At 40.1% G+C, this 14,680-nt stretch carries 12 protein-coding genes; 9 read left to right on the top strand and 3 right to left on the bottom strand.

The window, feature by feature from the left end; translation table 11 throughout:
- Positions 1 to 33 precede the first annotated feature (33 nt).
- The 6 genes from QLG01_RS17700 to phnX all read left to right on the top strand — a co-directional run bounded on the left by QLG01_RS17700 (position 34) and on the right by phnX (position 7,312).
- Positions 34 to 1,071 carry a putative 2-aminoethylphosphonate ABC transporter substrate-binding protein gene (locus tag QLG01_RS17700; protein ID WP_282497060.1) on the top strand — a complete coding sequence of 346 codons (1,038 nt, stop codon included), beginning with the start codon at positions 34 to 36 and terminating at the stop codon, positions 1,069 to 1,071.
- 22 nt (positions 1,072 to 1,093) lie between these two features.
- The gene (locus tag QLG01_RS17695; protein WP_282497059.1) at positions 1,094 to 2,296 is read left to right on the top strand and encodes an ATP-binding cassette domain-containing protein; all 1,203 of its coding nucleotides are present in this window, start codon (positions 1,094 to 1,096) and stop codon (positions 2,294 to 2,296) included.
- A complete protein-coding gene (locus QLG01_RS17690; RefSeq protein WP_282497058.1) occupies positions 2,290 to 3,999 on the top strand; it encodes a putative 2-aminoethylphosphonate ABC transporter permease subunit in 1,710 nt (569 codons plus the stop codon). The genes QLG01_RS17695 and QLG01_RS17690 overlap by 7 nt, the downstream gene beginning before the upstream one ends.
- A gap of 101 nt (positions 4,000 to 4,100) precedes the next feature.
- The gene (locus QLG01_RS17685) at positions 4,101 to 5,255 is read left to right on the top strand and encodes a TIGR03364 family FAD-dependent oxidoreductase (protein WP_282497057.1); all 1,155 of its coding nucleotides are present in this window, start codon (positions 4,101 to 4,103) and stop codon (positions 5,253 to 5,255) included.
- Between the two features lie 26 nt (positions 5,256 to 5,281).
- Entirely contained in the window at positions 5,282 to 6,469 is a 1,188-nt protein-coding gene (phnW, locus tag QLG01_RS17680; RefSeq protein WP_282497056.1) for a 2-aminoethylphosphonate--pyruvate transaminase, read from the top strand.
- Positions 6,470 to 6,496: 27 nt separating this feature from the next.
- Entirely contained in the window at positions 6,497 to 7,312 is an 816-nt protein-coding gene (phnX, locus tag QLG01_RS17675; protein WP_151987715.1) for a phosphonoacetaldehyde hydrolase, read from the top strand.
- 215 nt (positions 7,313 to 7,527) lie between these two features.
- Here the strand turns inward: phnX and QLG01_RS17670 are convergent, their stop codons facing one another.
- Positions 7,528 to 8,778: an MFS transporter gene (locus tag QLG01_RS17670; protein WP_282497055.1), complete on the bottom strand. Its 1,251-nt coding sequence runs from the start codon at positions 8,776 to 8,778 to the stop codon at positions 7,528 to 7,530.
- A gap of 61 nt (positions 8,779 to 8,839) precedes the next feature.
- Positions 8,840 to 9,991, bottom strand: a complete 1,152-nt coding sequence (locus QLG01_RS17665) for an acyl-CoA dehydrogenase family protein (protein WP_282497054.1) — start codon at positions 9,989 to 9,991, stop codon at positions 8,840 to 8,842.
- Positions 9,992 to 10,322: 331 nt separating this feature from the next.
- On the opposite strand from QLG01_RS17665, the gene QLG01_RS17660 reads away from it, so the two are divergent.
- Both QLG01_RS17660 and QLG01_RS17655 read left to right on the top strand, forming a co-directional pair.
- Positions 10,323 to 11,540 carry a CaiB/BaiF CoA-transferase family protein gene (locus QLG01_RS17660; protein ID WP_282497053.1) on the top strand — a complete coding sequence of 406 codons (1,218 nt, stop codon included), beginning with the start codon at positions 10,323 to 10,325 and terminating at the stop codon, positions 11,538 to 11,540.
- Between the two features lie 186 nt (positions 11,541 to 11,726).
- The gene (locus tag QLG01_RS17655; protein ID WP_013198245.1) at positions 11,727 to 12,572 is read left to right on the top strand and encodes an IclR family transcriptional regulator; all 846 of its coding nucleotides are present in this window, start codon (positions 11,727 to 11,729) and stop codon (positions 12,570 to 12,572) included.
- Between the two features lie 64 nt (positions 12,573 to 12,636).
- Here QLG01_RS17655 and QLG01_RS17650 read toward each other — a convergent pair whose 3' ends face one another.
- On the bottom strand, positions 12,637 to 13,446 hold the full coding sequence (locus tag QLG01_RS17650) for an enoyl-CoA hydratase (RefSeq protein WP_282497052.1): 810 nt from the start codon (positions 13,444 to 13,446) through the stop codon (positions 12,637 to 12,639).
- A gap of 230 nt (positions 13,447 to 13,676) precedes the next feature.
- Between QLG01_RS17650 and QLG01_RS17645 the strand changes: the two genes are divergently transcribed.
- Positions 13,677 to 14,648 carry a nitronate monooxygenase family protein gene (locus QLG01_RS17645; protein ID WP_151821744.1) on the top strand — a complete coding sequence of 324 codons (972 nt, stop codon included), beginning with the start codon at positions 13,677 to 13,679 and terminating at the stop codon, positions 14,646 to 14,648.
- Positions 14,649 to 14,680: the final 32 nt, after the last annotated feature.

Raw genomic sequence — 14,680 nt, 5'->3', positions numbered from 1 at the left:
GATCATCAAATAATTGCATTCGATGGTTTGCAGATGAAACAGTACGTTCAACAGACAATTAAACTAGGCACTGCATCAGTTTTAGGTGTAGTGGTCGCTATTCAAATGGGATGTTCATCGGCAACATCAAAAAACTCAGAAGAAATTACAGTCTATACGGCAGTGGAAGCCGATCAGCTTAAGCAATACCAAGAGGAATTACACAAAGCCTATCCAGAACTCAAAGTAAAATGGGTACGTGATTCAACTGGTGTAATCACCGCTAAACTTTTAGCAGAGCAGAAGAATCCTCAAGCAGATGTGGTTTTTGGTGTGGCTTTAACCAGTTTGCTGGTCATGGAAAAGAAAGACATGCTTGAACCTTTTAAACCTGAAGGCATTCAAAATTTAAAACCAGAATTTATAAGCCAAAAAACTGTACCGACTTGGACTGGTATGGATGCATGGGAATCTGCAATTTGTGTCAATAAAGTCGAATTAGAAAAGCGTAAATTACCGATTCCAAAAACTTGGAAAGATTTAACCAATCCAATTTATAAAAACCTGATTGTGATGCCAAACCCAGCTTCAAGTGGCACAGGGTATTTGGATGTGACAGCTTGGATGCAGATCTGGGGTGAAAAGCAGGCGTGGGACTATATGCAGGCTTTAAATAAAAACATTTCACAATATCCTCACTCTGGTTCAAAACCTTGCAAGATGGCGGCACAGGGCGAAATTCCAATCGGTGTTTCTTTCGGTTATCCGGCATTTAAATTAAAAGCAGAGGGTGCACCTTTAGAAGTAGTTTATCCAACTGAAGGTTTAGGCTGGGAAATGGAAGCATCAGCAATTGTGAAAGGAACCAAGAAATTAAGTAGTGCACAGAAATTTATAAATTGGTCGGTAAGCAAAGCGGCAAATGAAGCCTATGCCCATAACTTTTCAATGGTGGCTTATAAAGGCACTGAAAATACTACTATGGACTTCCCAAAAAACCTTCCTCAAATGCTAGTAAAAAATGATTTTTATTGGGCGGCTGAGCAGCGTGAACGTATTTTGGCTGAATGGTCAAAGCGTTTTGAAAAGTGATCTTTTGGATAAGGGCCTCATTATGCAAATACCTTCGTCATTGCAATCATCGCTGCTAGGTCAAAACCAAAAGGGTGAGTTAGCAGGGCATTTATTGTCGACCTTAACGACCTATAAATATCCTGAACATGGCCCTTCGGTTTTAGAAGTGGTGGATATTCAAAAAAAGTTTCAACACTTTCAGGCCCTAACGCATATTAATTTAGACCTGAAAGCTGGCGAGTTCGTGAGCTTTTTGGGGCCTTCAGGGTGCGGTAAAACCACATTGCTACGCATAATTGCAGGTCTAGAAAAACCTGATTATGGAAAAGTCATAAAAAAAGGCACAGACATTACGTTGTTGAGTGCTGAAAAACGTCACTGTGGCATTGTGTTTCAGAACTATGCGTTATTTCCAAACTTAAACGTCGAAGAAAATATTGCTTTTGGCTTAGACAAAAAAAAGTGGGATAAGGCACAGCGTAGTCAAAGGGTTCAACAGTTATTAGAACTGATTGAATTACCCGATATTGCTAAAAAATATCCAAACCAATTGTCGGGTGGGCAGCAGCAACGTGTTGCGCTTGCTCGGGCAATTGCACCGAATCCTGATATTTTACTGCTCGATGAACCCTTGTCTGCACTTGATGCTCAGGTACGTCTAAACTTAAGACAAAAGATTCGTTCGATTCAAACGCAGCTTAACTTGCCCACCATTATGGTCACACACGATCAAGAAGAAGCATTAAGCATTTCTGACCGTGTTGTGGTGATGAATCATGGCGTCATTGAGCAAATTGATACACCGCACAATATTTACTACAAGCCACAAACCCAATTCGTTGCAAAGTTTATTGGCACTATGAACTTTTTAGCAGCTACTTGTTTTGTGGTTAATCAGCTCGAGGTTTTGGGTTTTATTCCTCTAAATTTGGAACAGCAAAAACTTAAAGCTGGGGAAAACTACAGCATTGGTTTTAGACCCGAAGCAGTCGAGTTGGTTGATGATTTTGGTAGTGATAAAGAGTCGTTGTATTTGCCAGTTAAAGTAATAAGCACTGAATTTTTAGGCGCAAAACGTCGTTTGTTTTGCACTATTCATATCGATGGAATTGAGCAGGCAAAACACCTTTTGCAAATTGAAATTGAAAATACCAAGTTCAAATCTTTGCAAGAACTCATGTTTATAAAAGTGCCTAATCAGCTCATTCATGTCTTTGACGAACAAGGATACGCACTATGTTAAATGAAGCTGCTTCAGCGGTTTTAAAAACACAGCCGCGTCGGAAAACTGACTATTCATTAAGATCAAATATTGCTTTGGCTAGCGTCGCAATTGCTTTGACTTTAGCGATTATCGCTCCTTTAATGATGCTGTTTGAAACTGCATTTTTTGATGAAAATCAGCAGTTTGTTGGCCTTGAAAACTTCTATAATTATTTTGCAAGTCCAGCTTTACTCAGCTCTGTATTTAACTCGGTGTGGGTTGCTTGTGCTGCCACTGTCATTACAGTGTTGCTTGCCAGTATTTATGCTTTTGCACTTACCAACGTCAATATGAAAGGCAAAGGCTTCTTTAAAGTGGTCGCTTTTTTACCCATTTTAGCGCCGTCACTTTTGCCCTCTTTGGCACTGGTTTACTTGTTTGGTAAGCAAGGTGTATTAAAACCTTTACTGGCCGATATACAAATTTATGGCCCAATCGGTATTTTAATCAGTTACTGTTTTTGGCTATTTCCAGCAATTTTGATGTTGATGATGGTGTCTTTTCGCAGCGTCGATCAGCGTTTAATTGAAGCATCTTTGTCGCTCGGCAAAAATATCTGGAAGACCCATTACCATGTCACGCTACCTGCAATTCGCTATGGACTCATCAGCGCAAGTTTAGTGGCTTTTATTTATGTACTGACCGATTTTGGGATTCCAAAAGTCATTGGCGGTTCATTTAACATGATGGCGCTTGATGTCTATAAACAGATTATTGGTCAGCAAAACATGAGCATGGGTGCGGTGATTTCCATCTTGTTATTGCTACCAGCAGTTTTTGTGTTCATTTTTGATCGTATACAAAGCAAACGTCATACACGTTTTCAAGCTTTTCAGGCTAAACCTTATGTCTCTGCACCGAATAAAAAACTTGAAGTCGTTCTGAGCTTATTTTGTGGTTTGGTTTCAGGCTCGATTTTACTGATTATTTTAACGGCTGTGTTGGCTTCATTTATTCAGTCTTGGCCTTATGATTTGTCTTTGACCTTGGCACATTACAGTTTTGAATATGTCGATGGCGGCGGTTGGGCTGCGTACTTCAACTCGGTTCGCATGGCACTCTTTAGTACAGTTTTTGGAACGGCACTCATTTTTATGGTGGCACTGTTAACCGAACGTTTTAAGGCACATCCTGTCATTAAAAACTATGTACAAGCTTTGGTTTTACTGCCACTCGCTGTGCCGGGTTTGGTCTTGGGTATTGCTTATATTTTGTTTTTTAACCAGCAAAGCAACCCGTTAAATGTGTTGTATGGAACCATGACCATTTTGGTGATTTCAACCATCGTGCATTATTACACTGTGCCACACCTCACTTTAAGCAATGCCATTACACAAATTCCGCTACAGCTCGACCAAGCAGCACAAACTTTAGGAACATCGAAGTGGAAAACCTTTTGGAAAGTATATTTGCCAATGTGTTTTCCAGCGCTATGCGATGTGTCGGTCTATATTTTTGTGAATGCCATGACCACTGTGTCGGCTGCCATTTTCCTCTATTCACCAGACACAAGTTTAGCTGCGGTGGCTGTTTTGAATATGGATGATGCGGGAGACACGGTTGCTGCTGTTGCGATGAGCATTCTCATTTTGACAACCTCATGTGTTGTAAAACTCATTCACTGGTTATTTACCAGAAAAATTATGGCAAGAAGTCAGCAATGGCGCGAAAGCGCTCACTAAGTTTTAGCTAAACACAATTTTTATTTAACCGATTGAAACGAAATGCTTTGTTCAACAAGGCAAGGGTTTGTTCATCCTAAATTTCGCAAATTGGAAGTCTTATGAATAACACACAGTTTGATTTAATTGTTGTCGGTGCCGGTATTTTAGGTTTGTCTGCTGCCATACAGGCACAAGAGCAAGGCTTAAAAGTTTGTATATTCGAGAAAAATTCTAAGCCAGTGGGGGCGACTCGCCGTAATTTTGGCATGGTCGGGACATCGACATTAACCCATCCAGAGCAACAGTGGCGAAAGTACGCGCTTGAAACGCGTTCTTTTTACCAACGTATTCAAGCTGAAACCAATATTTCATTTGAGCAAAGACAAGGTGTATATCTGGCAAACACTGCACTTGAATGGCAGGTTTTAAATGAGTTTGCCGAGCGTGCAAATAATTACCAAATTCCAGTTCATTTACGAAGCCATGATGAGCTGGTCACCCAATTTTCCTATTTGAACCCCGAGCAGCAGTTTCAAGGTGGTTTGGTTTTTGAAGAAGATTATTCGGTCGAACCACATGTGATTGGGCAGCAACTACTGGCATATGCTGAAAGAAAAGGTGTAGAAATTTATACCAATGCTTGTGTTGTTCAAACTCAATATCAGCAGGAAAGTTGTCGGGTTAGTTTGGCAAATGGTGAGGCATATCGGGCAAATAAAGTTTTGATCTGTCACGGTGAAGTGATCGATGTTTTATATCCAGATCTCTTACAAAGTTTGAACTTGAAACGTTGTGGCTTACAAATGGCCCTGACTCAACCATTTCATCAAAAATTAAATGCTTCTCTTTATTCAGGCTTATCTATCTCACGTTATCCGGCTTTTGAAATTTGCCCAAGTCATACTGAGTTGGTTAAAGCGTCACAACTAGGTTTCATTAAAGAATTCGGTATTCATATTCTGATTAAACAAAACGAATTTGGTGAACTGATCGTGGGCGATAGTCACGAATACCATCCGATTAATGAAGCGCCTCAGTTTGAGCAGCGTGAAGAGATTAATGAATTTATTCAAGCTTACTGCCACGAAAAACTAGGGCTGAATTTACCTCCAATTCAAAAACGTTGGAATGGTTATTACTTGACTCATGAACATGATTTGGCATGCGTCACTGAAGCTGAGAAAAACATCTTTCTGGTGAGTGCGATTGCCGGTAAAGGCATGACCACAGGGGCCGGATTTATGAAAGAAGTTTTAACACAAAATATTTATTAGTTTGTCATCTGGTTTAAACCAGATTGATGTATATTGAAATTAACGCGAACAAGATGAGCAACATTATGAACATGCAACCACAACTCGATATGGACTTAGAGAACAAATATTTGCTTCTAACGCCAGGTCCGTTATCAACATCGGCGACAGTACGCCGTGCCATGCAAAAAGACTGGTGTACTTGGGACCAAGAATATAATTCGCTTGTACAAGATATCCGCTCTCGTCTCGTCAACTTGGCAACCAGCCAACCTGAAAAATATACGGCTGTGCTAATGCAAGGCAGTGGAAGTTTTGCTGTGGAGTCTGTGCTTGGGTCAGCTATTCCGCGTGATGGCAAAATCTTGATTATTAATAATGGCGCATACGGTGCACGTATGGTGCAAATGGCACGCTGCCTAAATATTGAAGTTGTAGAGCTGAATTATTTAGAAACCCAGACACCAGATTTACAAGAGATTGAGCGTGTTTTACAAGATAAAACCATTAGTCACGTTGCCTGTGTGCATTGTGAAACCACCACAGGAATTTTAAACCCGATTCAAGACATTGGCCGTTTGGTGAAAGCAGCAGGAAAAATCTGGATTGTGGATGCCATGAGTTCATTTGGTGGTGTGCCAATGGATATTGCTGAGCTTGAAATTGATTTCCTGATTTCAAGTGCAAATAAATGTATTCAAGGTGTTCCGGGCTTTGGTTTCATTTTGGCAAAGCGTGATTGCCTAGAAGCATGTAAAGGCTTGGCACGTTCGGTCAGCCTCGATTTGTATGATCAGTGGAACACAATGGAGCAGCATAACGGTAAATGGCGTTTTACCTCTCCAACCCATGTGGTACGTGCATTTTATCAAGCATTGCTTGAGCTTGAAGTCGAAGGTGGAGTTGCTGCACGTTATCAACGTTATTTACAAAACCAACAAACCTTATCTAAAGGTATGCAACAACTGGGTTTTGAGTTGGTACTCGGGGAGCAGTGTCCACAATCACCAATTATCACCACATTCCTTTACCCGACAGCTGAAACATTTAGCTTTCAGTCATTTTATGAAACGCTAAAAAAATCAGGCTATGTGATTTATCCGGGCAAAGTCACAGATCTTAACTGTTTCCGTATTGGCAATATTGGCGAAGTTTATATTCAAGACATTGAAGGACTTCTTACTGCGATTGCGAGTTACTGCAAAAGCCATCTAAATCAAGCTGTAACAGCATAATTTTTATTAAATTAAAGGGAACACATCATGACAACCAACAATACACAAATTCAGGCTGTTGTTTTTGACTGGGCTGGCACAACTGTAGATTTTGGCTCACGTGCACCAATTTTAGCTTTTATGGCTTTATTTAAAGACAATAAAATTGAAATTACGGTTGAAGAAGCGCGTGCCCCAATGGGTTTAGAAAAACGTGACCATATTGCTGCTGTTTTAAAAATGCCACGTGTGGCAGCTGCATGGCATGAAGTTTATGGGCAAGCTGCAACTGAAGCGGATATTGACCGTTTATATAAAGACTTTATTCCGTATCAATTAGATTCGATTCCAACATGTTCGGCTTTAATTCCGGGTGCATTGGCGACTTTTGAAAATATTAAAAAGCGTGGCGCAAAAATTGGTAGTAACACGGGCTATGCATCAATGATGATTGGGCGATTGATTAGAGATGCTGCCGATCAAGGCTACCATCCAGACTGTATTGTTACGGCAAGTGATGTGAAATTTGGTCGTCCATATCCTGAAATGTTATGGAAAAACTTAATTCAACTCGACGTATCTGATATCAAAACTGTTGTCAAAGTAGATGATACCGTGGTGGGTATCGATGAAGGTTTAAATGCTGGATGCTGGACAGTCGGGCTTGCAATTAGTGGTAACGAAGTCGGTTTAAGCTTTGAAGAGTGGAGTGCATTATCGGCTGATGAGCAGATCATTCTAAAAGATAAGGCATACCAAAAAATGAATGCGTCGGGCGCTCACTATGTGATTGATAGTGTCGCTGACTTGCCAAATGTTTTAGATGATATTGAACGCCGCTTAGGGCAAGGGGAACGACCTTAAACCAAGTCTAGGCCAATATATTTTTAAGCTTAGCTCCCTTGGGAGCTAAGCTTACCTAAAAAATTAAAATGAAGAGTAGATAAACTCTACATATATGGAAATAAGAAGTAACTTAAACGAGTAGATTCCTTATTTCCTGCTAACCATCTAAAACACTTGTTTAAATGGTTAGCACCATCAACCATATAGGCCTATGACCTATGTGATAGATCTTTTTATGACTTTTGAGGGTCATATAATTTTTCTTTAATAAATAGGGCTGGTATCACACCACAAATCAGATAAGCTGCACCCATGACGACAAAACCTAAACCAATAGACCCGCCAGAGGCTAAGAATCCAATCGTTGCAGGGGCTAACGCAGCGCCTAAACGTCCGACATTATAAGCTCCACCAATGGCTGTACCGCGAATGGCAGTTGCAAAGCTTTCGGTCATATAGGTTGCATTTACGCCATAAGGGATGCCGTATAGGAAACCAAAGGTGACCAATAAATATAGAATGTTGCTTGGTGAGTTATAAAAAACAATTAGAGGTAGGAAAATAGCAGTACCGATTGCACCAAAAGCATAGGTAAAACGACGTCCTAATTTATCAGCCATCATGCCCGCAAGAACTTTACCTAAAATCATGGCGGTATATGTACCTACCATATAGGCAGTCATTTCTTTAAACTTCATACCGAGTTCACTTTCAAGGTATGACGGCATCCAGTTATTTACGCCATAGTAGCCAAACTGTAAAAAGCCTGCTGTTAAAGCCCATAAGATAAACATATTGCGGTTTCGTTTATCTTGGAAAATAAGCTTAAATGCCGAAGTTTTCGATGCGTTTTGAGCCAAAATAGGTTGTTCAAGTCGAGACTTTTGCCATGCTTCTGGTTCGGGTACTAAAATATGCATGAGAATAGCAATAATGACGGGAATAATCGCAATATAAAACAGCATGCGCCAGCCATGATCAGGAATAATCCAACCTGCAAGCAAAGTCGCAACAATATAGCCTACGGTCCAGCCCGCTTGTAGCGTGCCTAGTACAGTGGTGCGGAAACGTGTTGGTACATATTCGGCCATGAGGGTATTGCAGGCAATATAAAGTGAACCCAAACCAAGAGATGCAAAAAATCTTAAAATACCAAATTGGAGAAAGCTTTGAGTAAAACCTAAGCCACAGGTGAGGAGTGAGAAAATTAAAATAGAAATAACAACAATGCGGACGCGACCAAATTTATCGCACGCCCATCCCCCAAAAATTCCACCAACAGCCATACCCGCCAGTGTAAAACTGCCAAGCATACCTGCTTGTACTGAACTTAATCCAAAATCTGCCTTAATACTATTTAAGCTATAAGACAGCAGCATCAAATCTGCTCCATCTACCAATAGTGCTAGAAATGCAAAAATAAATGCTATTTTCCACGTATGAGGTTGTATACGAGAAAAACCTTCTTTGTAATTTGTAGCCATAATCCATTACCTACATTTGATTGAAAGCACTTCAAGTCGTTTTGAAGTGCTTAAAATTTGATTAAGACGCAGCGCGAATCATGTTTCGGGCAATAATCATTTGTTGAATTTGGGTCGTGCCTTCATAGAGACGGAACAACCGGACATCTCGATAAAAACGTTCAATCGCATATTCACTGATATAGCCCGCACCGCCGTGAATTTGTACGCAGCGATCAGCGACACGGCCACACATTTCGGTTGCAAACATTTTTGCGCATGAGGCTTCAGTGCTAACGTTTTGTCCTGCATCACGTAGGCGTGCAGCGTCTAAGACCATACATTTAGCGGCATAAATTTCGGCTTTTGAGTCAGCAAGCATGGCTTGAATGAGTTGGAATTCAGCAATTGGTTGTCCAAATTGCTTGCGTTCGATGGCGTAATTTAAAGAATCATCTAGCATTCGGGTTGCTGCACCGACGCTCAAGGCAGCTATATGCAAACGGCCTTTATCGAGTACTTTCATGGCCGTTTTAAAACCAACACCTTCAACACCACCAATGAGCGCTGAGGCTGGAATGCGACAATTTTCAAAAATCACATCACAGGTATGGGCACCTTTTTGTCCCATTTTTTTATCGAGTTTGCCAAGAAAAATGCCCGGAGTTTGGCTATCGACAATAAAAGCAGAAATGCCACCAGCGCCTTTAATATCAGGGTTTGTACGTGCCATGACTGTAAATACACCAGCGTGAGGAGCATTAGTAATAAAGCGTTTGGTGCCATTTAAAATATAAAAGTCACCATCTTTTATAGCGCTGGTTTTTAAAGAAGCAGCGTCAGAACCCGCGTCCGGTTCGGTTAAGCAAAAAGAACTAATCACTTCACCACGTGCTAAACGCGGCAAGAAAAATGATTTTTGTGTCTCAGTACCATCAATAATCAGGCCACTTGAGCCAATGCCATTATTGGTTCCAATGAGAGAGCGAAAAGCAGGAGAGGTACGACCTAATTCAAAAGCCACATAGACCTCTTCTTCCATTGTCAGTCCAAGACCTTCGTACTCTTCAGGAATGGTTAAACCAAATAAACCGAGAGCTTTCATTTGCTCAACAATATCTTGTGGAATTTCATCCGTTTCAGCGACTTCATTCTCATGAGGAATTAATACACCTTCAACAATTTGTCGAATCATATCAACAAGTTGATCTAAGGTTTCCTGATCTCGAATCATAGTCTCGTCCTTTTACTACATGCAGAAAACATCAATGTGATGTTCGTAAAATCACCAATATTTGAAGCGATAGTAATCAAAGGATGAACGCAAAACAATATATTTTGAAAACTAATTTCGCAATGCGATACTTTGTTGTTGATTTATGTTTGGCTAATTTATTGATTTATTTAAGCTATATTTTCTTATAAAAAATCATTATTTTTAGTGGAAAATTATAGTTTGATTTTTCAAAAGAGCTGTGTATATTAAAAATATATATCGCTATGCGAAATTTTAAATGGATAAGTTTTCTTATAGGAAATAAGTCACAAAATATAGTGGGATGAAGATGGGTGCTTTAAATGGAATTCGGGTACTTGACTTAAGTCGGGTATTGGCTGGGCCTTGGTGTGGACAGATTCTTGCCGATTTGGGTGCAGAAGTAATCAAGATTGAACGACCGAAAGTCGGTGATGACACCCGTTCTTGGGGGCCACCTTGGATGAAAGATGACTCAGGCCAAGACACTCAAGAAGCTGCTTATTATCAGTCCACCAACCGCAATAAACTATCGGTAGCCATTGATATTGCCAGTCCTGATGGCCAAGAATTGATTAAAGCCCTCATTCAAAACACCGATGTCGTGATTGAAAACTACAAAGCGGGTTCTTTGAAAAAGTACGGTTTGGACTATGAGTCTTTATCTGAGATTAACCCTAAACTGGTTTATTGCTCAATTACAGGTTTTGGTCAAAATGGCCCAAGAGCAGAAGAGCCTGGTTATGACTTTATTATTCAGGGTATGGGCGGACTCATGTCGGTCACTGGTGAGCGTGATGATTTGCCCGGCGGTGGACCACAAAAAGTAGGCGTTGCATTTTCCGATTTAGCCACGGGTCTTTATTCTACGATTGCCATACAGGCTGCTTTACTCAACCGCCATGTGACGGGTTTAGGCCAATACATTGATATGGCTTTGCTTGATGTTCAAATTGCCACAATGGCAAATCAGGGAATGAACTATCTTTCATCGGGTAATATCCCTAAACGTTATGGCAATGCACATGCCAATATTGTGCCTTATCAAGTGTTCAAAGCTTCTGACCGTGATTTTATTATTGCATGTGGAAATGACACTCAGTTTATTCAACTCTGTCGAAGTATAGGTTTACCCGATTTACCAAATGATGCGCGTTTTGCCCGAAATGCGGACCGAATCAAGCATCGTGATGAAATTATCGGAATTTTACAAACACACTTTTTAACTAAAACGGCTGATGAATGGGTAGATGCAATCTATGCAGCTAAAGTTCCGGTAGGTGTGATTAATAACTTGGAACAAGCTTTTCAAGAGCCGCAAGTCATTGCCCGAGAAATGTTAGTCGAGATGAACCATCCTCAACGTGAAAAATTGAAGGTAATTGGGTCACCAATCAAACTTTCTAGAACGCCAGTTGAATACAAAACAGCTCCTCCGTTGTTGGGTGAACATACGCAGGCGGTTTTAGGTCGAGTGGTTTCTTCGGAAAAACTAGCTGAGCTTAAAGAAAAGGGTGTAATTGGATAAGTGGCTTAAAAGCGGAAGGTTAAAATTATATTTAAAATCAGAAAATAAAATATTTAATCTTTCGCTTTAATGAGTTAAATGAAGTTATCTTTTAGATGCAGACTCGGATGTTTGCTCTTTTGCTATTTATAGAAAAAATAGATTATAATTTTCGCAGTGCGAAACAAAATATGGATTGGTATGACAATGAACGATGCAGTTGATGCAGAACCGACAGAAAAATTATTAGCGCCATTAAGGCATGAATTATTACATCCGATTGAAGACATGCAGGATGAAAATGATCGCCAATTTATTACTGCATTAGCACGTGGTTTAGAGCTATTACGTTGTTTTACGCCGAAGCATCAGCATTTGGGCAACCAAGAGCTTGCTCAGATGACAGGTTTGCCAAAACCAACCATTACTCGCCTTACACATACCTTGTCGCGTTTGGGCTATATCAAACAAGTACCTAACTCAAGCAAATTCCAGCTTTCAGTGGGTGTTCTTGCATTTGGTTATTCCATGCTGTCTAACGTGTCGATTCGCTCTATTGCTCATCCATATATGAAAAATTTGGCAGACTATGCGGGCGCTGCTGTTGCAATGGCAACACGTGATCGACTGAATATGATTTATCTTGATGTGGTACAGGGTAAAGGCAATATGACTATGCGCCGTCAAGTTGGAACCTATTTACCGATTCATTTAAGTTCGATGGGACGTGCGTGTTTAGCCGCGATGCCTGAAGATGAACGAGAGTTTTTACTTGATGCCATTCGTAGCAAGCACAAAGAAGACTGGATCAAAATTAATCGTGATCTAGACAAAGCCTTTAAAGACTACCAAGATTTTGGATACTGTTTTTCAATCGGTGAATGGCATAAAGATGTAAATTCAGTTGCAGTACCACTCATCCATGAACAACATGGTTTACTGGTATTTAACTGTGGCGGTCCAAGTTTTATTATGAACCGTGAAAAACTCGAAGAAGATATTGCACCGCGTCTTTTACACATGGTGAATAATATTCGTACCGAGATTAGCTAAACTTATCTGATTCACTTAAAAAAGCCAGCTTTGATTTTCAATGCTGGCTTTTTAGTGGGTGTATCTAGACTGTTTGGCTGTGAAAGTTCGGTTTTCTTTTTTCTTTGAAAGCACTTAATGCTTCTTTAAACTCGGAACCCTGTAAACAGTGTGAGAAAATAGTCGACTCATGGTCAATACGATTGAGTAGATCATCAATAGGCATATCTCTTAGCAACTTTTTACTCAGTTGTAAGGCTTGACTTGGTTTATGAGCAAGTTTAATTGCCACATCTTCAACTACTTGATCTAGCTCAGTTGCTTCAAATATTTCATTCACCAAGCCATAATTTTTTGCTTGGTCTGCCGAAAATTTTTCACCTAATAAAATAATTTCCGAAGCTCGAGCAAAGCCCAATAATCTTGGCAAGATGTAACTTGAACCCGCTTCAGGTACAAGTCCCAAATTCACAAAGGGAAACTGAAAAATAGAGCCTTGGCTTGCATACACAAGGTCACAATGTAGAAGCATTGTACTGCCAATACCAATTGCCACACCATTTACTTTAGCAATAATCGGTTTTGGAAACGTTGCTAAGCTTTTTAAGAAAACAATCGAAGCGGGTGGTTCTGAACTTGATGCGTCGCGTTTTTCAAATGCATTGACATCATTACCACTGGTAAACGAAGAACCTTCACCAGCAAGCACAACGACATGAACCTCTTGATTAGTTGCAGCTTGATCTAATGCCTGACTTAGGGCCGCATACATTTCATAATTAATTGCATTCTTTTTGCTAGGGTTGCTCATGGTAAGCGTTAGTATATGTTTATCTAAACACTCATGGATTGTGCCTGTTTTTAGCTCATTTTGAGTTTTATTGTCCTGCTCCATCATTCATTCCTTTAAATAACTTTCTGTCTAAAAATTAAACTCATTAAAATAATGCTATCGAAAAATAATTCCGTTATCAATTATTTTGTTTTATATTGTGGTATATAATTTTGTATTGTGAAATTTTTAACTTAAACTACTTTAAATGCTGATAGGATTTATGAGTAAATAAGCATCTAGCTCTGCTAAGGAAATGAGAAGCTAGCTATAGAACAGTGAGTGGAAAGAATATGAAGACCAAAATTACAGAACTATTTGAAATCGAGCATCCAATTATTCAAGGTGGTATGCATTATGTTGGTTTTGCAGAGCTTGCTGCTGCGGTTTCTAATGCAGGCGGTTTAGGTATTATTACTGGCTTAACTCAGCGTACACCTGAAAATCTAGCAAAAGAAATTGCACGTTGCCGTGAAATGACTGATAAGCCTTTTGGGGTAAATTTAACCTTTTTACCTACGGTGAATACCCCTGATTATCCGGGTTTTGTAGAGGCAATCATTAAAGGTGGAGTCAAGGTTGTAGAAACAGCAGGGCGTAATCCTGAACAGGTGATGCCATATTTAAAGGCTGCTGGTATTAAAGTAATTCACAAATGTACTTCGGTTCGACATAGCTTAAAAGCTCAGCAAATTGGATGTGATGCAGTTTCTGTAGATGGTTTTGAGTGCGGTGGTCACCCCGGTGAGGATGACGTGCCAAATATGATTTTATTGCCCTTAGCAGCCGATGCATTAGACATCCCGTTTGTTGCCTCAGGTGGTATGGCAGATGGACGCTCACTCGCGGCTGCTTTAGCGATGGGAGCCGATGGAATTAATATGGGAACGCGCTTTATTGCGACTCAGGAAGCTCCCGTACATGCAAATGTGAAGCAGGCGATTTTAAATGCAACCGAACGAGATACGCGTTTAATTATGCGTGCTTTGCGAAATACAGAACGTGTCATGAATAATGCGGCCGTAGAAAAAATCGTGGCAAAAGAAAAAGCACTCGGCGATAACATTAAGTTTGAAGATATTATTGAAGAAGTCGCTGGCGTCTATCCAAAAGTCATGATTGATGGCGATGTTAATGCAGGTGCATGGTCATGCGGTTTAGTCGCAAGTTTGATTCATGATATTCCGACATGTGATGAACTGGTTAATCGAATTGTTAGAGATGCAGAAGACATTATTCGTGGTCGATTATTAGGGCTTTTATAGGACTTAATCTAGTTTCATTAATATAGAGCACG

The sequence above is a fragment of the Acinetobacter sp. V89_4 genome, assembly GCF_029967875.1.
Lineage (GTDB): Bacteria > Pseudomonadota > Gammaproteobacteria > Pseudomonadales > Moraxellaceae > Acinetobacter > Acinetobacter oleivorans.
The sequence above is the reverse complement of the archived record's forward strand: the minus strand, read 5'-3'. Positions and strand labels throughout refer to the sequence as shown.

What these genes read in the sequence shown, in the direction of transcription:
- QLG01_RS17665 (WP_282497054.1), bottom strand. Translation starts at nt 9,991, where the DNA reads ATGATTCGAGATCAGGAAACCTTAGATCAACTTGTTGATATGATTCGA.
- QLG01_RS17650 (WP_282497052.1), bottom strand. Translation starts at nt 13,446, where the DNA reads ATGGAGCAGGACAATAAAACTCAAAATGAGCTAAAAACAGGCACAATC.
- QLG01_RS17695 (WP_282497059.1), top strand. Translation starts at nt 1,094, where the DNA reads ATGCAAATACCTTCGTCATTGCAATCATCGCTGCTAGGTCAAAACCAA.
- QLG01_RS17660 (WP_282497053.1), top strand. Translation starts at nt 10,323, where the DNA reads ATGGGTGCTTTAAATGGAATTCGGGTACTTGACTTAAGTCGGGTATTG.
- QLG01_RS17655 (WP_013198245.1), top strand. Translation starts at nt 11,727, where the DNA reads ATGAACGATGCAGTTGATGCAGAACCGACAGAAAAATTATTAGCGCCA.
- QLG01_RS17685 (WP_282497057.1), top strand. Translation starts at nt 4,101, where the DNA reads ATGAATAACACACAGTTTGATTTAATTGTTGTCGGTGCCGGTATTTTA.
- phnX (WP_151987715.1), top strand. Translation starts at nt 6,497, where the DNA reads ATGACAACCAACAATACACAAATTCAGGCTGTTGTTTTTGACTGGGCT.
- QLG01_RS17645 (WP_151821744.1), top strand. Translation starts at nt 13,677, where the DNA reads ATGAAGACCAAAATTACAGAACTATTTGAAATCGAGCATCCAATTATT.
- QLG01_RS17700 (WP_282497060.1), top strand. Translation starts at nt 34, where the DNA reads ATGAAACAGTACGTTCAACAGACAATTAAACTAGGCACTGCATCAGTT.
- QLG01_RS17670 (WP_282497055.1), bottom strand. Translation starts at nt 8,778, where the DNA reads ATGGCTACAAATTACAAAGAAGGTTTTTCTCGTATACAACCTCATACG.
- phnW (WP_282497056.1), top strand. Translation starts at nt 5,282, where the DNA reads ATGTATATTGAAATTAACGCGAACAAGATGAGCAACATTATGAACATG.
- QLG01_RS17690 (WP_282497058.1), top strand. Translation starts at nt 2,290, where the DNA reads ATGTTAAATGAAGCTGCTTCAGCGGTTTTAAAAACACAGCCGCGTCGG.